Source organism: Pseudomonas sp. R19M (assembly GCF_050312585.1).
Taxonomy (GTDB): domain Bacteria; phylum Pseudomonadota; class Gammaproteobacteria; order Pseudomonadales; family Pseudomonadaceae; genus Aquipseudomonas; species Aquipseudomonas palleroniana.
On sequence record NZ_JBNPJV010000050.1, the window covers coordinates 72,152 to 91,825 of the forward strand.

Annotated in this window: 17 protein-coding genes; 9 read left to right on the forward strand and 8 right to left on the reverse strand. The window is 60.5% G+C overall.

Annotated features, from left to right (window positions below):
• Positions 1 to 8: 8 nt before the first annotated feature.
• The 5 genes from ACQRBT_RS09335 to ACQRBT_RS09355 form a co-directional block, all read right to left on the reverse strand.
• Positions 9 to 452, reverse strand: a complete 444-nt coding sequence (locus ACQRBT_RS09335; RefSeq protein WP_411984880.1) for a hypothetical protein — start codon at positions 450 to 452, stop codon at positions 9 to 11.
• Positions 442 to 1,740: a phosphatase PAP2/dual specificity phosphatase family protein gene (locus ACQRBT_RS09340; RefSeq protein WP_412046245.1), complete on the reverse strand. Its 1,299-nt coding sequence runs from the start codon at positions 1,738 to 1,740 to the stop codon at positions 442 to 444. The genes ACQRBT_RS09335 and ACQRBT_RS09340 overlap by 11 nt, the downstream gene beginning before the upstream one ends.
• 2 nt (positions 1,741 to 1,742) lie before the next feature.
• Positions 1,743 to 3,497 carry a bifunctional alpha/beta hydrolase/class I SAM-dependent methyltransferase gene (locus tag ACQRBT_RS09345; protein WP_060756589.1) on the reverse strand — a complete coding sequence of 585 codons (1,755 nt, stop codon included), beginning with the start codon at positions 3,495 to 3,497 and terminating at the stop codon, positions 1,743 to 1,745.
• An 11-nt stretch (positions 3,498 to 3,508) separates the two neighbouring features.
• Positions 3,509 to 4,129, reverse strand: coding sequence for a CDP-alcohol phosphatidyltransferase family protein (locus tag ACQRBT_RS09350; RefSeq protein ID WP_060756590.1), 621 nt, complete (start codon positions 4,127 to 4,129; stop codon positions 3,509 to 3,511).
• 237 nt (positions 4,130 to 4,366) lie between these two features.
• Positions 4,367 to 6,160, reverse strand: a complete 1,794-nt coding sequence (locus ACQRBT_RS09355) for a hypothetical protein (protein WP_412046244.1) — start codon at positions 6,158 to 6,160, stop codon at positions 4,367 to 4,369.
• Between the two features lie 247 nt (positions 6,161 to 6,407).
• On the opposite strand from ACQRBT_RS09355, the gene hflK (ACQRBT_RS09360) reads away from it, so the two are divergent.
• The 8 genes from hflK (ACQRBT_RS09360) to cfaB all read left to right on the forward strand — a co-directional run bounded on the left by hflK (ACQRBT_RS09360) (position 6,408) and on the right by cfaB (position 15,581).
• Complete coding sequence (hflK, locus tag ACQRBT_RS09360; RefSeq protein ID WP_412046243.1) at positions 6,408 to 8,324, forward strand: protease modulator HflK; 1,917 nt, start codon at positions 6,408 to 6,410, stop codon at positions 8,322 to 8,324.
• 9 nt (positions 8,325 to 8,333) lie between these two features.
• The gene (gene hflC, locus ACQRBT_RS09365; RefSeq protein ID WP_412046267.1) at positions 8,334 to 9,335 is read left to right on the forward strand and encodes a protease modulator HflC; all 1,002 of its coding nucleotides are present in this window, start codon (positions 8,334 to 8,336) and stop codon (positions 9,333 to 9,335) included.
• Positions 9,332 to 10,366: a protease modulator HflK gene (gene hflK / locus ACQRBT_RS09370; protein WP_060756593.1), complete on the forward strand. Its 1,035-nt coding sequence runs from the start codon at positions 9,332 to 9,334 to the stop codon at positions 10,364 to 10,366. The genes hflC and hflK (ACQRBT_RS09370) overlap by 4 nt, the downstream gene beginning before the upstream one ends.
• A complete protein-coding gene (locus ACQRBT_RS09375; protein WP_104995063.1) occupies positions 10,363 to 12,249 on the forward strand; it encodes a cation-translocating P-type ATPase in 1,887 nt (628 codons plus the stop codon). The genes hflK (ACQRBT_RS09370) and ACQRBT_RS09375 overlap by 4 nt, the downstream gene beginning before the upstream one ends.
• A 118-nt stretch (positions 12,250 to 12,367) precedes the next feature.
• Entirely contained in the window at positions 12,368 to 12,619 is a 252-nt protein-coding gene (locus ACQRBT_RS09380; protein WP_060756595.1) for a hypothetical protein, read from the forward strand.
• 66 nt (positions 12,620 to 12,685) lie between these two features.
• Positions 12,686 to 13,531: a DUF692 domain-containing protein gene (locus ACQRBT_RS09385; RefSeq protein WP_090367852.1), complete on the forward strand. Its 846-nt coding sequence runs from the start codon at positions 12,686 to 12,688 to the stop codon at positions 13,529 to 13,531.
• Complete coding sequence (locus ACQRBT_RS09390; protein ID WP_060756597.1) at positions 13,522 to 14,310, forward strand: DNA-binding domain-containing protein; 789 nt, start codon at positions 13,522 to 13,524, stop codon at positions 14,308 to 14,310. Before ACQRBT_RS09385 ends, ACQRBT_RS09390 begins: the two co-directional genes overlap by 10 nt.
• Positions 14,311 to 14,396: 86 nt before the next feature.
• Positions 14,397 to 15,581, forward strand: coding sequence for a C17 cyclopropane fatty acid synthase CfaB (gene cfaB, locus ACQRBT_RS09395; protein WP_060756598.1), 1,185 nt, complete (start codon positions 14,397 to 14,399; stop codon positions 15,579 to 15,581).
• A 51-nt stretch (positions 15,582 to 15,632) separates the two neighbouring features.
• Here the strand turns inward: cfaB and cls are convergent, their stop codons facing one another.
• Positions 15,633 to 17,072, reverse strand: a complete 1,440-nt coding sequence (cls, locus tag ACQRBT_RS09400; protein WP_060756599.1) for a cardiolipin synthase — start codon at positions 17,070 to 17,072, stop codon at positions 15,633 to 15,635.
• Between the two features lie 130 nt (positions 17,073 to 17,202).
• On the opposite strand from cls, the gene ACQRBT_RS09405 reads away from it, so the two are divergent.
• Positions 17,203 to 17,724: a DUF3617 domain-containing protein gene (locus ACQRBT_RS09405; protein ID WP_060756600.1), complete on the forward strand. Its 522-nt coding sequence runs from the start codon at positions 17,203 to 17,205 to the stop codon at positions 17,722 to 17,724.
• On the opposite strand, the gene ACQRBT_RS09410 is transcribed toward ACQRBT_RS09405, so the two are convergent.
• Positions 17,721 to 19,058 carry a dihydroorotase gene (locus ACQRBT_RS09410; RefSeq protein ID WP_104995061.1) on the reverse strand — a complete coding sequence of 446 codons (1,338 nt, stop codon included), beginning with the start codon at positions 19,056 to 19,058 and terminating at the stop codon, positions 17,721 to 17,723. The two genes, ACQRBT_RS09405 and ACQRBT_RS09410, sit on opposite strands and share 4 nt — an antisense overlap.
• A 3-nt stretch (positions 19,059 to 19,061) precedes the next feature.
• Positions 19,062 to 19,622 (reverse strand): DapH/DapD/GlmU-related protein, encoded by a 561-nt coding sequence (locus ACQRBT_RS09415; RefSeq protein WP_104995060.1) that lies wholly within the window; start codon positions 19,620 to 19,622, stop codon positions 19,062 to 19,064.
• Between the last annotated feature and the right edge of the window lie 52 nt (positions 19,623 to 19,674).

Sequence of the window (19,674 nt, forward strand, 5' to 3'; positions counted from 1 at the left end):
GGCGTTCCTTATCCGGCGAAAGGCAGCCAAGGGCTGGCGAGAATCACGGCCAGTGTCAGCAGCGCTTGCGCGCCGAGCAACCAGGCTTGTTTGCGCAGCAATTTCAGCGCGCCACGCCGGCGTTCGGTCCAGGGCCGGCCGACGCGCTTGGCCGATTGCAGGCCCAGGGTCAACAGGGCCTGATCGAGGTCCGGGGTGCGTGCGATATCGCGGGCGAGCAGGGCGAACAGGTCGGCGTCAAACGCCACACGCAGTGCCCAGTACTTTTGCAGCAGCCCCAGGATAATCATCCACAAGGCCAGCAACAGGCAGACGGTCGAGATACTGGCCATCAGCAGCTGCGCCAGGCCGAACAAAAAGCCGAGCACCGTCAGGCCTGTGGATAACTGATCCAGGGAACGCCCACGACGTAGCAGGCTGGCAGTTACCTGGAGTTCCATATCAGCGGGCATCGGGTAGACCCTCCAAAGCTTCACGGTGAGCGGGATGCAGGACCACTTCGGCCCGCGCTGTACGAATGATAGCCAGCGCCTCATCTACCGTAGTAGCACGCCGGCTGTGCAGCAGCCAGGCGGCAACGGCGGTGGCGCTGCGCGAGTAACCGAGGGCACAACACACCAGTAATGGGCCGTTCAAGCGCAATTGCTCGATGGCTTGGGCGGCTTGCCGACATTCGGTCGGGGTGGGTGCGATCAGGTCCAGCACAGGGATGGATTGATAGGCGCGGCCCTGTGGATTAATCGGCAATTCGGCGCAGAGATCGACGATGGCCGTGAATGAATCTTGCTCCTGGATTGTGGGAATTCGCCCTAGCCAAACGTTATCCACAATCAGGTCAGGTTGTGGATGCTTGCGTGTCCACAGGCGTGAGTTTATCCATGCGCCCGCCAGGTAGGGCGCATAGAGCCAGCGTGCCGCCGGGGTCAGCCGGCCATCGGCACGTTTCTGAAAGCCCGGCGCGCCGAGGACGAAGTAATTCGCCTTGACCAGACCCAGGGCTACCGCCGGCCACAGCAGCCACAACCACGCCCCGCCCAATACAAACGCCAGGATCACCAGCACCACAGCGCCCAGGCCATACCGCACGCCCAGGCGCCAGCGCCGAGGGTCGTGGGTCAGTCGTGCATTCAGCAGCGGGCTGGGATGCTCTACCGGCCATAACCACACACATATCCATCCCGCCAGGGCGCCTGTGGGTAAGTCGATAAAGTGATGTTGATAAGTGGTCAGCACCGAAATGCCGATCAAGGCGAACCAGCCGTGCACCAGCCACCGCCACAGGCCACGGGTATGGCGTTGGTACATGACCCACAAGATCACCAACAAGGCGATATGCAGTGACGGTGCCTGGTTGAACGGCTTGTCGAAGCCGGCGAGCACGGCGAACAGCCAGCCGAATATGCCGTGCAGTTCCGGCCGCTCGAAGGTGAAGCGCAGCGGCCAGATGAGGAAGCAACTGACCGCAATAACCTGGGCGGACAGCAGCCGCAGCGCGTGCTGTTTCAACTCATGCCGACTGTTGGGAAGCAGCAGGGAAAAGCCGTAAAGCAGGTCGATCGACCAGTACGGCACGATGGTCCAGGCCCAGAATGGCATGTGGGTTTCCCAGCCGAACACCAGCGTGCCGACGTCGCTGCGTTGGCTGGTCACCCAAGTGGCGAAGCCGTAGGTGCTGAAAAACAGCGGTGCCAACAGCAGCAGCCACAGGACAGCAGGTTTCAATAAACCGGGCTCGCGCATGTTCAGATCTTCTGTGCCAGGGACACGCTGAAAATGCCCCATTCATCCACGCGTTGGGTGATCTTGCGAAAGCCCGCCGCTTCGACCAACTGATCCATTTCCGCCTGGCTGCGACGGCGCATCACCCAGGCCTGGCCCTGGCGGTGGCTGGTCAGTGCACGCGCGATCAATTCCAGTTGCGGGTGCCACGGTTGGCCGGTGTAGACCAGGTAACCGCCGGGCTCCACCGCTTCGGCAAGGCCGGCCAACGAACCGCCGACCATGGCGTTATCGGCGAACAACTCATACAGCCCCGACACTACCGCCAGGGTTGGCTTGGGGTCCAACGCCGCCAGATCCGCCCGGTCAAAGGCATCGCCTTTGACGAACTGCGCGATATCCCCCAGGCCTTTCTCGCGAATCAGTGCGCCACCATCGCGCACGTTGATGTCGCTGTAGTCACGTAGCAGGATCGATTCCGGCAGCGGCGACACGCCCTGCAAGGCTTCCAGAATATAGCGACCGTGGCCGGCGGCAATGTCCACAATGCGTACTTGGCGATCATCGGCACGCAACTTGGCCATGGCCAAACGCAGCAGTTCCTCGACGTTGAGCTTGCGTTGGCGAATGCCGCGCCAGCCGATGGAGTTGAGGTAGTTGCTGTCGATCATCCGGCCCAGCCCGCCCTTGCCGCTGGGCTTGTTGCGGTACACATAGTCCAGGGTGCTGCCGGAGTCGAAACCGGTGTCGAAGCCCAGTTTCACCCCCTCCGACAGGGTTTTGCCCAGGCCCATGCTGGCGCGGGTCATGCGCCAATACAGGTCGCGCAGGGAATTACGCGGCAGTGGCGCTGCGAGGGCTTCGGACTCGGCGCAGGTGGCGCCCAGCTTATCGGCATCCAGCAATGAGGCGCGGTCCAGCGGCTGGGTGAAGTTTTGCAGGATAAAGCGCTTGGCACTGCTCACGGCCGGGGCGCGGTCGCGTTCGCCAAGGGTGTCGTGGAAGAAGCCAGGGAGGATGTGCAGCTCTTTCTTCAGGCTGCCCAGGCGGTCGAAAAATTGCTGCTGGGGTTTGCGGTGCACCACAAAGTCGGAACCGGAGATCAGCAACTGCGTCGGCACCTGGATCGCCTGGGCATCGGCGACCACCCGATCAGCCGCTTCGTACAGGCCCAGCAGTACATTCACCGAGATGGCCTTGGTGATCAGCGGGTCGCTGTCGTAGGACGCCACGCGCTGCGGGTCGTGGCTGAGGAACTTGGCCTTGACGTAACTGTTGACGAAAAAATTGCCGCGAAACTTGCGCATCAGTGCCAGGCCCGGGCGTGCGAAGGGCACGTAGAGCTTGACCTTGAACGCCGGGGAGGCGAGCACCAGTGCACGGATTTTCGGCGCGTAATCATGGACCCAGGTCGCCGCGATCACCGCGCCGACGCTTTGCGCGATAACGGCGAAGTTTTCTTCTGCAATGCCGTAGGTGGCGCCAATGTGGTCGCAAAAGGTTTGCACGTCACGGGCGCTGGTGGCGAAGCTGGGGCTGTCGCCACGCTCGCCGGGGGACTGGCCATGGCCACGGGCGTCCCAGGCGAAGAAGTCAAAGTGCGGCAGGTCGAGTTCGTCAACCAGATGGGCAATGCGCCCCGAATGCTCATGCCCGCGATGGAACAACAGGATTGCCTTGCGCGGCTCATCACTCGAAGGTGCGCTGGCCGGCCAGTGGCGGTAGAAAAGCTCGACGCCATCATGGGTCGTGAAGGTGTGCTCTTGTTGTTCGCGCATCGCAAAAATCCTTATGCAATCGGGGAGGTTTGTTCTTCTTTGAGGCCCTGGCGCACACGGTTGACCAGGGTGTAGGCGAGCAGGGCGGCAACCAGCCACATCAGCGTGTCGACCCAACCGGCGCCGAGCCAGCCGAGCGCCACACCGGTGGCCAGCACGCCCAATACAAAGGCACGGTCGCTCTTGCCCATTGGCCCGTCATAGCGGCGTGACGCACCGACCATCGGCCCCAGGACCCCGGCGTATTCGCTGAATACCGCCAACAGCGCTACCAGCACCACCGGTACCAGACTGACGCCGGGAATCAGCGCGAACGGCAGGATTAGTGCGCTGTCGGCGATCACATCACACAATTCGTTGAGGTAGGCACCCAGGCGCGATTGCTGGCCGAACTCGCGGGCGAGCATGCCGTCGATGGCATTGAGGGCCATGCGCAGGATCATCCACACAGGGATCAGCGCAAACAGCCACAGATGTTGGGCAAAGCCTGCGACCAGCAGGCCGACGAGCAAGGAAACGACCCCGGCCAGTACGGTGATCTGGTTGGCGGTGGTGCCATTGTCGTAGAGACGCTGCACGAGGGGGCGCAGCAGGTTTTGAAAGCGTGGCTTGAGTTGGTAGATGGAAATCATGGGGGGTGACGCTTCCTTGTCCGTTAACCCGTGAAAAACTGTGCTGAAGTGTGCCGATTTCTTGCCGCGGACTCTAGTGATGGCTCACCTTGGCCGCGTGTTTCTTGAGTTTTTGCGAAGTAGGACAAATCCTTTCGGACTGGTTGTCCCAAAAGTCGGGCCAGCAAAAAACCAGTGCCCGAGCGTTCCAAACGAGCGGGCACCGTTGAGAGGGCGGAACCTCAGGTTCGGAGCCCTTTACGCATAAATAATTTCGGAGTCGCGCCCGCTATATTCAATGACCATTCGTTTATTGGGCTTTCCGTATTCCGAATTGGTGATTTCTATGACCCGCAGCGAGTGCTCGTAGGTCTCATCTTCGCGTCGCCATGAAGGTTCCTGGCTGAAGACGCTATCGTTGTTTTTTAATTGGGTCCCCATCCTGTTTATTTTTTCAATAGCTTCTTTTTGGGCGGTACTGTCGATGTTGGAAATAGCCGTGTTCCGATGGTTTTCATCAATGATCGAGTTTGCTTGCGCCTTAGCATCTTCATGTGTTTCAACCAGGATCTCGCGCATGGACTTCAGCCCGTAAAAGCTAAGGAGCATGTCAACCGGAACCTTGTCATCTTTGATCGGCCGAAGTTTAATTCCGGTCTGGAAAGGTGCAACGACTTTGGCAACATCATTCAGCGGCTCAAGAGCTCCGGAATAGGCCGGGAATTGTTTGTCGAACTCATCGGCCGTATAACTTTTTGATTCGTTGCCCACCGTGGCATGGAATGTTCTAGTCTCAGGGTCAAAACTGAATTCACGGGCATTATTTTTTTTAGCCCACTCTGTAAGCGCTTTGTTTTCAAAGGCCTGATTGATTACACCGATCCAACGGTAAAACGAGGTGCCTTTTTCAACTGTTATCTCTGGAAGCGGTTTCGTAAATGCTTCTTCTGTCATCGTGGACATTATGTCGCCGATGGATTGGGAGAGCTCATAATCGGCAGGATTTTTGTGTTTAAGGGGCCATGCATTTAGATCCCGGTGGAGTTGGTCGGCAGACGATTCATATTCCACGACATATTTGGGCTGTGTCACAAAGCCTTCGTTGATATTTTGCAACCTGCGTTGCTGGCGTGAGAGTGCCCAGTCATTCTCCGGAAGGTTCAAGGTGTGTTCCGGGAATGCCTTGATTTTCTGCAGTTCTTTGCCCCATGCCGTGGAAGCCTCCTTGGTTTCTGGCGGCTTGATCCCATAGAAATTCTGAATCACATCAAGCGGTGCCTTGCCCTGTGGCCAGGCCGTGAATTTCACATCACTTCCCTCTGGCGCCAGCTTCTTGCAGGCATCGATCACTGGCTCAAGCCCCTGGCGAGCAGTCGGGTATCGCTCATAAAATTGCTCAAGCGACATGCTCAAGGTCCTTCCATCATTTCTGACAAATTGAACATTTTGGTATTTTGAGTCGTAGCTCAAACTGCCGGGAGTAATTTCATTGGTCTCATACCACTTTTTCAGGATATTACTGGAGAATGCATTTCTTAATTGATCAAGCCAACCACGAATTGTCGTGTCTTGATTGACGTCAATCATGGGCTGACTGTCAGTGGCCGGGTCGTGCTTTAGCATATGCTTGGATACGGTCTGGCTCAGCTTGTGATCGCCCTCTTCATATTTATGTTCTTGTTCATATTCATCCAAGGTCAACGTAAGGCCGTCGGCGGAGTCGTCTTGATCCGCGACTTTTTGACGAACGGGTGGATTCTCCGGAGGAAGATATCCCCAGAGATTTCCGTAGGTCTGATAGTACTGATCCCATGTCCCTCCTCCATGAAAATGAATGACCGGTTGAGAATTCTCCGGAGGGGTGTTGACGGAGCGTGTCTTGCGTTGGGAAATTTGGTTGAAGTTGTCTTGGGCGTTTCTAGCGTCTATTGCCGATTTATCTTTTGAACGGACTTCAGTCTCATGCTGTGGCACTTCTTGCTTAGAAGGTGTAACTGGATTTGTTGGATAGGAAAAATTTACGTTATGAGATGGATTGAAACTGATGGCCAATTCTCTGCTTCCTGTAGGACTGATAGTTGCGCCTATGTAATAAAATAGACGTGTCTTTGTGTGAAGCAAAGCAAGTGAAGCGTTCCAGCCAACTATTTATCTAAGTGTTTCTTTTACTTGTTTATGCAGTGATCCTGGATTCACAGGGCGGGCTGTGTTGAGAGCCCGTGTTCGATGCCTCATGGCCAAACAGAAATTTCACGTTTTTTGTTATAGGATAACGATCGGTTTTAGGTGGGTGTTGTGAATGCAAGTGGATCTAGAAGCTGACGGCGCTTCGGTTGAGGGCCTGCCGCGTTTTCAACAAGGGTTGTTCCATGCCCGTCGGTTGCGCCAGGCCGGCATCAGCCTGACGACCCTGGCGGTCGCGGGTTGGGTGCTCGCCCTGTTCGTCGCATTGTTCGCCCCGCTATCGATCTGGCCCGTGGTGCTGATCAACTGCTCCTCGGCGTTGCTGGTGCTGGTGGCCGGGTTGCAATCGGCGTGGTGGGTGGCCGATTGGCGCGCCCAGTCGCTGGAAGAGCCGAGCGCCGATGTGCCCGTGGCGGACACGGAAGGTTACACGCGGCTGATCGGGCGTCTGGGTAGTGGCCTGTTGGCGCAGATCGGCACCCCGGTATTGTGGTTATGCGGTTGGTCTCTACTGGTGCTGGTCAGCATCTTCGAGTTCTGGAACCTGGCGTTGCCCGCCGCCGCCGTAGGCCAGTCTGCCAGCATCGGCGCTGCCTTGGCGTTGGCGCTGGCCTTCGGTTTGCTGGTGTTCGAGCGCCGCCTGGCCCAGGAAACGCTGACGCAATGGCCGGAAGCTGAGCAATTGGCGCAATTGAGCCGGGTGGCAATCATCTGCCTGGTGATCAGTGCAATTTGCCTGTTGTTTGCCGGTGCCGAATCGGTCTGGCCGTTGCGGCTGGCGACGCTGATGGGGCTCTTGCCGGCGTTGGTGGCTTTGGAGTTCCTGCTCAGGGGCGTGCTGTCGTTGTTCAGCCCGCGCCAACCGCGCCTCGAACCGCGCTTGATGGCCCAGAGTTTTATTGCCGGGCTGCTGCGCTGGCCGCCGCAACCCCTGCTTGCCTTGCAGCATGAATTGCACAACCGCTTCGGCATCGACCTGCGCCAGATCTGGGCGTTTACCTACATGCGCCGGGCGTTTCTACCAGTGTTGCTGGTGGTTCTCGCCGTGGGCTGGTCGCTGACCGGCGTGCATGAAGTGCCCCTGCAAGGCCGCGGGATTTATGAACGCTTCGGTAAACCTGTTGAAGTCTTCGGCCCTGGCCTGCATGCCGGTTTGCCTTGGCCGCTGGGGCGCGTATTGAATGTGGAGAACGGCGTGGTGCATGAGCTGGCAACCAGCGTCAGCGAAGCCGCCACGCCCGAACTGGCTTCTGCCGAAGGCCCGGCGCCGACGATTGCCAACCGGTTGTGGGACGCCAGCCATGTGAATGACAAGTCTCAGGTGATCGCCAGCAGCAGCGGCGACAAGCAGAGCTTTCAGATCGTCAATATGGATGTGCGTTTTGTCTACCGTATCGGCCTGACCGATCAGGCCGCGCTCGCCGCCACTTACAACAGCGCGGATGTGCCGACGCTGATCCGCAGCACCGCCAGCCGTATTCTCGTGCACGACTTTGCTTCACGCACCCTCGACGAACTGCTGGGTGAGCAACGTACCAGCCTCGCCGATGAAGTGGGCCGGGCGGTGCAGGCAGACCTGAACAAGCTCGACAGCGGTGTGGAAATCCTCGCTACGGTGGTGGAGGCCATTCACCCACCGGCCGGTGCGGCCAACGCCTATCACGGCGTGCAGGCGGCGCAGATCGGCGCCCAGGCACTGATCTCCCGTGAGCGCGGAGCCGCCAGCGAGCAAACCAATCAGGCGCTGCTGCAAGCCAGCACGGTACGCGACCAGGCCCAGGCCAGCGCCCGCGAAGTGAACGCCGGCGCCCAAGCCGCCGACCTGCGTTTTGCCGCTGAACAGAAGGCTTACGCCACCGCAGGCAAAGCGTTCGTGTTGGAACAGTACCTTGGCCAACTCAGCCAGGGCCTGGCCAGTGCCAAACTGCTTATTCTGGATCACCGCCTGGGCGCCGATGGCGCGCCGACGATCGATCTGCGTTCTTTTACGTTGCCGGCTGACCCAATGGCGCCGCGCAAAGCCGTTCAATAAGGAGTTTGTCTGTTGAGCGCTCATTCTCACGATCATGACCACGGTCACCACCACCACCATCATCATGGCCACCACCATCACGGTGATGAACACGCCGCTGGCCCCTTCCCCTGGCGGCGAATGGCCTGGGCCGTGTTGCTGGTGCTGTTTGCGGTGGCGGCGGCGAGCCTGGTGCAGGTGGGTTCCGGCGAAGCCACGGTGATAACGCGCTTTGGCAACCCGTCGCGGGTACTGCTGGAGCCGGGCCTGGGCTGGCGCTGGCCGGCGCCGTTCGAAGCGGCGATCCCCGTGGACCTGCGCCTGCGCACGACCTCCAGCGGCTTGCAGGACGTAGGCACCCGCGATGGCTTGCGCATCATCGTGCAGGCTTACGTGGCGTGGCAGGTGCAGGGCGATGCCGACAATGTGCAGCGTTTTATGCGCGCCGTGCAGAACCAGCCGGATGAAGCGGCGCGGCAGATTCGCACGTTCGTGGGCTCAGCGTTGGAAACCACGGCGGCGAGTTTCGATCTGTCGAGCCTGATCAACACTGACGCCAGCCAGGTGCGCATCGCCGATTTCGAAGCGCAGTTGCGTCAGCAGATTGATCAACAATTGCTCACTACCTATGGCGTGCGCGTAGCGCAAGTGGGCGTGGAGCGTCTGACCTTACCGTCAGTGACCCTCACCGCTACCGTCGACCGCATGCGTGCCGAACGTGAAACCATCGCCACCGAGCGCACTGCCGTGGGCAAGCGTGAAGCCGCGCAGATTCGTTCCGCTGCCGAGCGCGATGCGCGGATCGTGCAGGCTGACGCCACGGTGAAAGCCGCCGATATCGAAGCGCAATCGCGGGTCGAAGCCGCGCAAATTTATGGCCGCGCTTACGCAGGTAATCCGCAGCTGTATAACCTGCTGCGTTCGCTGGATACCTTGGGCACCGTGGTCACGCCAGGCACCAAGATCATCTTGCGCACCGACGCCGCGCCGTTCCGCGCACTGGTCGATGGGCCCAAGGACATCCAGCCATGATCGAGCGTGACAACCCGGACAGCCCATGGATCCAGGCCGGGCGCCTGACCTTCGTGGCGCTGTACGCGGTGACCGTTTTGGCGGCGTTGGCCTGGGCGTTTTCCAACGTACGCCAGATCGACCCGCAGAATCGTGCGGTGGTGTTGCACTTCGGCGCACTGGATCGGATTCAGAATGCCGGGCTGCTGCTGGCCTGGCCGCAGCCGTTCGAGCAAGTGGTGCTGTTGCCGGCGGCGGACCGCGTAATCGAGCGTCGGGTGGAGAACCTGCTGCGCTCCGATGCGGCGACGCAGGCTGATCGCGTGGCCAGTTTCGCCACGCCGTTAAGCGATTCCCTGGCCGGCTCCGGTTACCTGTTGACCGGTGATGCCGGCGTGGTACAGCTGGATGTACGGGTGTTCTACAAAGTCACCGAGCCCTACGCGTTTGTGCTGCAGGGCGAGCATGTGCTGCCGGCCCTGGATCGCCTGGTCACCCGCAGCGCCGTGGCCCTGACCGCCGCGCGCGATCTGGACACGATCCTGGTGGCGCGCCCTGAATTGATAGGCACCGACAACGGCGCCGCCGAGCGCCGCGAGCGACTGCGCGGGGACTTGGTGCAGGGCATCAATAAACGGTTGGCCGAGTTGGCCACTACGGGCTTGGGGTTGGGCATCGAAGTCACTCGCGTCGATGTGCAGTCGAGTCTGCCGGGCCCGGCGGTGAATGCGTTCAACGCGGTACTGACCGCCAGCCAGCAAGCTGATAAAGCGGTGGCCAATGCGCGCACCGACGCGGAAAAACTCACCCAAACCGCCAACCAGACGGCTGACCGCCTGGTGCAGGTCGCCCATGCCCAGGCCAGCGAACGCCTGGCCAATGCCCAGGCGCAAACCGCCACCGTCGCCAGCCTGGCCCAGGTGAAAGACCCCGGCTTGCTGCTGCGTCTGTACCGCGAGCGGTTACCGAAAATTCTCGGCCAGGCCGGCTCCGTGACCACTGTCGATCCTAAAGACGACTCCCGCTTGATTATCCAGGGAGCCGAACAATGAGCGCACCCATGCTGACTTCAGCCGAGCAGCGCAGTGCTGCCCGGCAATTGACCTTGGCCATGCTGGCCCTGGGGTTGTTGATATTGGGCTTGGTGTGGCGCTGGCTGGCGCCGGACCAGACAGGCGTGAGTCAGTTGTTGCTGGGCGTGGCATCGTTGCTGGTGGCCGTACCCGTGATGCGCTCGGCCTGGTACAGCCTGCGTTTTCCCAGCCTGCACGGGATCACCGATCAACTGATCGCCCTGGCCATGCTCGGTGCCTGGGCGACGGGCGATCTGCTGACGGCTGCGTTGCTGCCGATCATCATGATCTTCGGTCATGTGTTGGAGGAGCGCAGCGTGATCGGCTCCCAGGAGGCGATCCATGCCCTGGGCAAACTGACCCGCAGCCATGCGCGGTTGGTGCAGGCCGACGGCAACATTGTCGAAGTGGATAACGGAACGCTGAACACTGGCGATATCGTCGAAGTGCGCGCCGGTGATCGAGTGCCGGCTGATGGCGTGGTGCTGTCGGGGCAGGCGAGCCTGGATACGGCGCCGATCACTGGTGAGTCGGTGCCGCTGGAAGCCAGCGTGGGTGTGCAGGTGTTTGGTGGGGCGATCAACCTCGATGGCTTGCTGCGCCTGGAAGTGACCCGCACCGGTAATGAGTCGACCTTGGGCAAGGTGATCGCGCTGATGCAGAACGCCGAACGCTCCAAGCCGCCGATCACGCGGCTGCTGGAGCGTTATGCCGGCAGTTATATGGTGCTGGTGCTGTTGCTGGCGGCGGTGACCTGGTTTGTGACCAATGACGCCCAGGCAATGCTGGCGGTGCTGGTGGCGGCGTGCCCGTGTGCCTTGGTGCTATCAGCACCGGCCACGGCGATTGCCGGGATCGCCGTGGCGGCTCGGCATGGGATTTTGATCCGCAGCTCGGCATTTTTGGAGGAATTGGCGGACCTGACCTCGTTGGTGGTCGACAAGACCGGTACGTTGACCTTTGGCACCTTGCGCCTGCAATCGATCGAAACCACCGCACCGGATCGGCAGGTGTTGTTGAATCTGGCGGCCAGCCTGGGTTCGGCCAGCAGTCATCCGGTCAGCCGTGCCTTGGCGGGCCTGGCGGCCCAGGAGCAAATGCTCGCACTGACCGACATCCGCGAACGCCAGGGCCTGGGCGTGGTGGCACAGACCGAACAGGGCGAAGCCGCGCTGGGCCGGCCGGAGTTGTTCGAGCAATTGGGTATCGCGACAACGTCCGTTCCGAACCACGACGGCCCGATTGCCGGGTTGGCGTTGAATGGGCGGTTCCTGGCCTGGCTGCTGCTGGCCGATAGCGTCAAGCCGGAAGCACGCCAAGCGCTGCAAGAGCTGCGCGAGCTGGGCCTGGGACGCCAACTGCTGCTGACCGGCGACCGTCAAAGCGTCGCCGACAGCCTGGCGTTGGACGTGGGCATCAGCGATGTCGAGGCGCAAGCCTTGCCGGAGGACAAGCTCAACCGCGTGCTGGGCGAGATCGGCAGTGGTTTCCGCCCGATGGTGGTGGGCGACGGTATCAACGACTCCCTGGCACTGAAGGCCGGTGTGGTCGGCGTGGCGATGGGCGCCGGTGGCGCGGACATCGCCCTGGCGTCGGCGGATGTGGTGCTGATCGGCAGCGACTTGCGGCGTCTGGGCACCTGTGTGCGCTTGAGCCGCCAGTGTCGACACACTTTGCAGGTCAACGTCGTCATCGGCCTGGGGTGGACCCTGGCGATCGTGGTGTTCGCCGCCTTTGGCTGGCTGGGGGCCGCAGGCGCAATGATTGCAGCGGTATTGCATAACCTCAGTACGTTGTTGGTGCTGGGCAATGCTGGGCGTTTATTGCGTTTCCAGGAGCCGCTTTTGAAGCTCGAGGAATAATTTCCGGAAGTTTTTTCAAAAGGCTGTAACGCCGCCAAGGGACCTCACTCTAGTGGTGTGTCGAGACTGAACAAACCGTTCAGACCGACACCCACTATTGATCTCTGAGGAACCAAAAATGAACATTAAAAATGCCGTTTCCGGTGCTGCCCTGGCCATCGCTGCCGCCACTATGTTTGCTGGTGTTGCTACCCAGGTACAGGCCGCCGACGCTACTGTTCATTGCTACGGTGTGACTTCTTGCAAAGGCATGAATGACTGCAAAACCGCTGAAAACGCTTGCAAAGGTCAGGCGGTCTGCAAAGGCCACGGCTTCAAGGCCATGAGCAAGGCAGCGTGTGACGCGGCTGGCGGCAAAGTCGGCGAGTAACCGGCAACCGAGTGCAACCGCAGCGGATGCCTTTTCCGCTGCGGACACTTTGCCCAGGAGTGCATCATGTCCGCTTCCTTTCCGAGTCTGGGTTACGGCCTGGGCCTGCGCAGTGAGTACTACCAGCAGATCCTTGAACAATCACCGGCGGTGGATTGGTTCGAGGTCATCTCTGAGAATTATCTGGTCCAGGGCGGTAAAGCCTTGTATTACCTGGAGGCGATAGCCGAGCGCTATCCCCTGGTCATGCATGGCGTGTCCTTGTCCATCGGTGGGCCCCATGCCCTCGATACCGATTACCTGAAGCAAATCAAACAGCTCGCCGTACGTCTGCAACCGGCGTGGGTTTCCGATCATCTGTGCTGGAGCCGCGGCAGCGCGCATCAGTTGCATGATTTGCTGCCGTTGCCCTATACCGAGGAGAGCCTTTACCACGTGGCGGCGCGTGTTCTGCAAGTGCAGGACGTACTGCAGCGTCCACTGGTGCTGGAAAACGTCTCCAGCTATGTGCGTTCCAAGGCAGATGAATTTACCGAATGGGAATTCCTCAATGCCTTGACCCACCTGACGGGCTGCCAGTTGTTGCTGGACGTCAACAACGTCTACGTCAGCTCGCGTAATCACGGCTTCGATGCCTGGACTTTCATCCGCAACCTGCCGCCACACAGCATTCGCCAACTGCATCTGGCCGGGCATATGGACTACGGCGACTATGTCGTCGATACCCATGACCATCCCGTGTGCGATCCGGTGTGGGCGCTGTATCAACAAACCCTGGAACACCTGGGGCCGATCTCGACGCTATTGGAGCGCGACGATCATTTTCCTCCGTTTGAAGAGTTGCTCACCGAGCTGGGCAAGGCTCGTGAACTGGGCGCTGCTGCGCTGGCCAGGAGGTCGCTATGCGCCTGACCGACTGGCAATTGGCCTTTGAGCAGCATCTGTTATCCGCAACCCCGGCGGCCAACAGCGGTTTTGCCGACACGTTGCTGGGGGGGCCGACGCTGGATGTCGACACGGGCCTGGCGATCTATCACAACGCCTACCTGGCGCGGCTGCAGGAAGTGCTGCGGCATGACTTCGGCGCCATCTGGTATTGGCTGGGGGATGAAGAGTTTGCGTCTCTGACCGAAGCCTACGTGCGTCGTTATCCGTCTGCCCATTACAGCTTGCGCTGGCTGGGCGAGCGGTTCCCTGCGTTTATCGTCGAGCATTTGGTGGCTGAACAGAGCGCGCCGCTGGCCGAACTGGCGCGGCTCGAATGGGCGTTTACCCTGGCATTCGATGCGCCACAGGGTGAGCCGCTTGGCTTGGATGACATGGCGCAGCTGCCGCCTGCAGACTGGCCGGGTTTACAGGTCGCCCTGGTACCTTCGGTGCAGCAGATGCCGTGCCATTTCAACAGCGTGGCGATATGGCGCGCGAGCAAGGATCAGTCGGACTTCCCCGGCAGTCACGCACTGACGCCGACACACATCTGCCTGGTATGGCGGCACCAGAACGTGTGCCACTACCGCAGCCTTGAACCTGATGAAGCGTTTGCCCTGGCCGGAATGGTGACCACCGGCTGGAATTTTTCAGAACTGTGCGCGCAATTGGTAGTCACCTATGCAGAGGGTGCGCCACTGCAGGCGGTTACGTGGCTTAAGCAGTGGGTCCAGGATGGTTTGCTCGAACGTAGAGCCCCATAGAAGAGCACTATCAATTCGATAGCCTCCTACTTTGTCTTCTGATGGTCTACCCTCACTCCAGACGTCTGAAACAAGGGGGACTACTCATGCTCGCGCAACTTCCACCGGCCTTACAGAATCTTCAGCTACCGCTGCGTCTTCGACTCTGGGACGGCCATGAATTCAACCTGGGCCCTGCGCCCAGTGTGACCATCGTGGTGAAGGACCCCACGGTCGTGTCCCAACTGACCCATCCAACGCTCGATTCACTGGGCGAAGCCTTCGTTGAGGGCAAATTGGAGCTGGAAGGCTCCATTTCCGAGGTCATCCGGGTGTGTGACGAGCTCAGTCATGCCCTGATCGACGACGACGAGGGGAGTCGTCCGGTGCGCTCGATCCACGACAAGGCCACCGACGCTGCGGCAATTTCCTACCATTACGACCTGTCCAACGAGTTCTACCAGCTGTGGCTGGATCAGGACATGGCGTACTCCTGCGGTTATTTCGAAACCGGCAGCGAAACCCTCGACCAGGCCCAACAAGACAAATTTCGCCACCTGTGCCGCAAACTGCGGTTGCAGCCGGGTGAGTATTTGCTCGACGTAGGCTGTGGCTGGGGTGGGCTGGCGCGCTTTGCGGCGCGGGAGTTCGGGGTCAAAGTATTTGGCATCACCTTGAGCAAGGAGCAGTTGGCGCTGGCCCGGGAACGGGTGAAAGCCGAGGGCCTGGAAGACCAGGTGGACCTGCAATTGCTCGACTACCGTGACCTGCCTCAGGATGGCCGGTTCGACAAGGTGGTGAGCGTGGGCATGTTCGAACACGTCGGGCACGCCAACCTGGCGCAGTACTGCCAAACCCTGTTTGGCGCGGTGCGCGAGGGCGGTTTGGTGATGAACCACGGTATTACCGCCAAGCACACTGACGGTCGTCCTGTCGGCCGCGGCGCCGGGGACTTCATCGAGCGTTATGTCTTCCCCAACGGCGAGTTGCCGCACCTGGCGATGATGACCGCCGAGATCAGTGAAGTCGGGCTGGAAGTGGTCGACGTCGAAAGCCTGCGCCTGCATTACGCACGCACCCTGGACCACTGGAGCGAGCGCCTTGAGGACAACCTTGAAGCGGCGGCGCAGATGGTGCCGGAGCAGGCCTTGCGGATTTGGCGGTTGTACCTGGCAGGCTGCGCTTATGCGTTTGCGCGGGGCTGGATCAACCTGCACCAGATCCTGGCGGTTAAACCCCATGCCGATGGCAGCCATGAACTGCCGTGGACACGGGAAGATCTCTACCGCTGACGTTCAAGACACCTGAGTTCAAGTGTGGTGAGGGGTTGCCCCCTCCCACATTTAGAGAATCGGGGAGATCAGTCGTGCGACCCGCATGCCCAGTTGTTGCAGGCGGCGGGTCTCGCGGCTTTCTTCCTGGCTGACTTCATGGGCCAGGGCGAAGTCGTCCATCAGCATTTGCTCAACTTCGCCGGCAAACGCCTCATCCACCGTCAGTAACATCACTTCAAAATTCAGTCGGAACGAACGGTTATCCATGTTCGCACTGCCGATCGCGCTGATTTCGCTGTCCACCAACACCACTTTCTGATGCAGAAAGCCCGGCGTGTAGCGGAACACGCGCACCCCGGCGCGTACGGCTTCGATCGCATAAAGGCTGGACGCAGCGTAGACGATGCGGTGGTCGGGACGTGAAGGCAGCAGCAGGCGTACGTCGACGCCGCGCAGCACGGCCAGGCGCAGCGCGGAGAACACGGCCTCATCGGGGATGAAATACGGGCTGGTGATCCACACCCGCTCGGTTGCCGCGTGGATGGCTTCGACGAAAAACAGTGAGCAGGTTTCATACGAGTCGGCCGGCCCACTGGCGAGCAGTTGGCAGAGTACGCCGTCTTCGGGGTAGGCGTCCGGCAGGATCAGCGGCGGCAACTTGCGCGCGGCCCAGAACCAGTCTTCGGCAAACGACTCTTGCAGGCACGCCACCACCGGGCCGGTCACCTGTACGTGAGTATCGCGCCACGGGGCCAGGGGCGGCTTTTTGCCCAGGTATTCGTCACCGACGTTATGCCCACCGACAAACCCGGTGATGCCGTCCACCACCACGATCTTGCGGTGGTTGCGGAAGTTGACCTGGAAACGGTTGAGCCAGCCGCTGCGCGTTGCGAACGCCTTGACCTGTACGCCTGCGTCGCGCAGCGATTGCACGTAGTGATGGGGCAGGGCATGGCTGCCGATGCGGTCATACAGCATATATACGGCTACGCCCTGAGCAGCCTTTTCCTTCAGCAGGGCATGCAACTGCCTGCCCAGTTCGTCGTCATGAATGATGAAGAACTGGAACAGCACGGCGCTCCTGGCACTGCGGATCGCGTCGAAGATTGCACTGAAGGTGGCATCACCATTGATCAACAAGCGCACTTGGTTGTTGGCCAGGCACGGCATGCGTCCCAGCTTGGGCATTGCGCGCAGCGACGCGTAGGCGCTGGAGTTGCGTGCGGCGAGGGCTTCTTCGACCCAAGGGCGCCAGTTCAGCTCGGCAATGGCGGTGTGCATTTCCTGGTTGGCCTGGCGGCGTGCCTGGATATAAGCGTCGAAGGTGCTGCGGCCGAAGATCAGGTAAGGGATCAACGTGAGGTAGGGCATGAACATCAACGACAACGCCCAGGCGATCGAGCCTTGGGCGGTCCTGACGGTCAGCACAGCGTGGATCGCGGCGAGAGTCCCGAGAAAATGCAGCGTGGCAATGAAGTAGGCGAGCAGGTGCGGGCCAAAAAAATCCATGGACGACATATCTCCAGACAATCGACTGCCTAACAGACCATGAACGGCTGCGAATGTCGCTATTTTATTTGCCGTGCAACACTGGCGCCTTTGCGGCGTCTAACGCCCACAATTACCCAGGAGTTACTCGATGAATGCTCGTCTGCTTGGTTTGGCCATGGTTGTTGGATTGTCGCTGCCCGTGGCGGCTCAGGCGCAGATGCTGGCGCCGGGGTTGTGGGAATTGACTACCAGCAATATGAAAGTTGATAACCAGGACTTGCCGGACCTTTCGCTGATCCTCGGTCAGCTCAAGCAACAGATGACTCCCGAACAACGTGCAATGCTGGAAAAACAGGGCATCACCATGGCCGGCAAAGGCGTGCAGGTGTGCCTCACCCCTGCTCAGGTCGCCTCCGATTCGATCCCGCTGACCGACCCGCAATCGGGCTGCAGGCAGGAAGTGACCGACAAGAGCGGCAACCAGTGGAAATTCCGTTTCAGTTGCCCGAAAGCCCAAGGCAGTGGCGTCGCCACCTTCCAGAGCCAGAAGGAATTCACCACCACCGTCAACGGCACCTTCAATGCCACCGGCATCCAGCAGAAGGGCAGCCTCGACACCCATGCCCAGTGGCTGGGCAACGACTGCGGTACGGTCAAACCCCGCGCTTAACGCAAAAAATGCAGGGGCAAGCCCTGGCAACTGTCGACGACCTGGCCGTTGTGCCACGCCAGGTGGCCGGACACCAATGTGGTGCTGACGCTGTGGCGAAAGCTGCGTTCGGCAAACGGTGTCCAGCCGCAGCGTGCCAGGATCGGTTGGTTGCTGACGGGTTTGCCTTCGGGCTCGGGTCGGATCAGCACCAGGTCGGCCCAATAGCCTTCGCGTAAGTAGCCGCGTTCGGGAATGGCAAACAGGTCAGCCACTCGGTGGCTGGTCTTCGCCACCAGCGTGGTGAGCGGCAGGTGCCCGTCAGCCACCAACTCCAGCAATGCCGGCAACGCATGCTGCACCAGCGGCAGCCCGGACGGCGCTTCTCGATAGCCCAGCTGTTTCTGCGCCCAGGTATGCGGAGCATGGTCGGTGCCGATGACATCCAGGCGATCACTCAACAAGGCACGGCGCAGAGCGTCGCGGTCGGCGCGGGTCTTGATGGCCGGGTTGCATTTGATCTGGTGGCCGAGACGGTGATAGTCGCGGTCATCGAACAACAGGTGGTGCACGCAGACCTCGGCGGTGATGCGTTTTTCAGACAAGGGTTTGTCTTCGAACAGAGCCAGTTCGAGCGCGCTGGTCAGGTGCAATACATGCAACCGCGTGCCGTGACGTTGGGCCAACTCCACGGCAAACGAAGACGAGCGGTAACAGGCCTCGGCATCGCGGATCAGTGGGTGGGCAACGGCGGGAATCCGTTCGCCGAAGCGCTCGCGCAGACGCTGTTCATTGGCCAGGATGCTGGGCGTGTGTTCACAGTGGGCCAGCAGGAGGGTCGGCACTTCGGCAAACAGTCGCTCCAGAATACGCGGGTCGTCCACCAGCATATTACCGGTGGAGGCCCCCATGAACACTTTGACCCCGGCGACTTCCCGTGGGTCGAGGGCGGCCACGGTATCGAGATTGTCGTTGCTCACACCAAAGTGAAAGCCGTAATTGGCCACCGAATTCAAGGCGGCGCGGCGCTTTTTATCGGCCAGCGCCTCCAGGGTCAGGGTGGCAGGGTGGGTGTTGGGCATGTCCATGAAACTGGTGATGCCGCCGGCCACCGCTGCGCGGGACTCGCTGTAGAAGCTGCCTTTGTCCGGCGCGCCAGGTTCGCGAAAGTGCACCTGGTCGTCGATCATGCCTGGCAGCAGCCATTGACCCTGGGCGTCGATCTCCACCGGCTCGTTGCCGCCTTCGATGCTGCCGGCGATTTTCTCGATACGGCCATTGGCGACCAGCACATCGGCGTCGAACTCCAGGCCTTCATTGACCAGGCGGGCATTGCGGATCAGCAGGCGGCTCATGGCTCAGAACTCGTTTTGCAGGGCTTTGTAACCCCGCACCAGGTCGACGTTGGTGCGGGCCACGTCTTCGGAAAACTCCGAGGCGCTGACACTGACCGGCGGGAACTGCGACAGGTCGGTGTGAGGCCCGATGCGAGTGGTGGACGGCACGTAGAAGGCGGCGGGCAAGTCGCGGCCGTCGACCACCGAGTTGTGGCGCACCACACAACCGTCGCCCACGACGCAGTTGAACAGCACGCTGTTGAAGCCGATGAACACCCGGTCGCCGACGGTGCAGGGGCCATGGACGATGGAGCGATGCGCGATGGAACTGAACTCACCAATCGTCACCGCCGCGCCGGATTTGGAGTGGATGACCACGCCGTCCTGGATATTGGAGTTGGCGCCGATGGTGATGGGGTCCATGTCGCCGGACGCGTCGACTTCGTCGGCGCGGATCACGGCATAGGGGCCGACGAACACATTCTCGCCGATGATGACTTTGCCGCAGATGATTGCGGTCTTGTCGACGTAGGCCGATTCGGCGATCACTGGGAGATCGCCGGAAGGGTTCTTGCGGATCATGCGTCAGGCTCCGTAATGATAGGGACGTAATTGCCAGGGGCCGTCTTTTCCC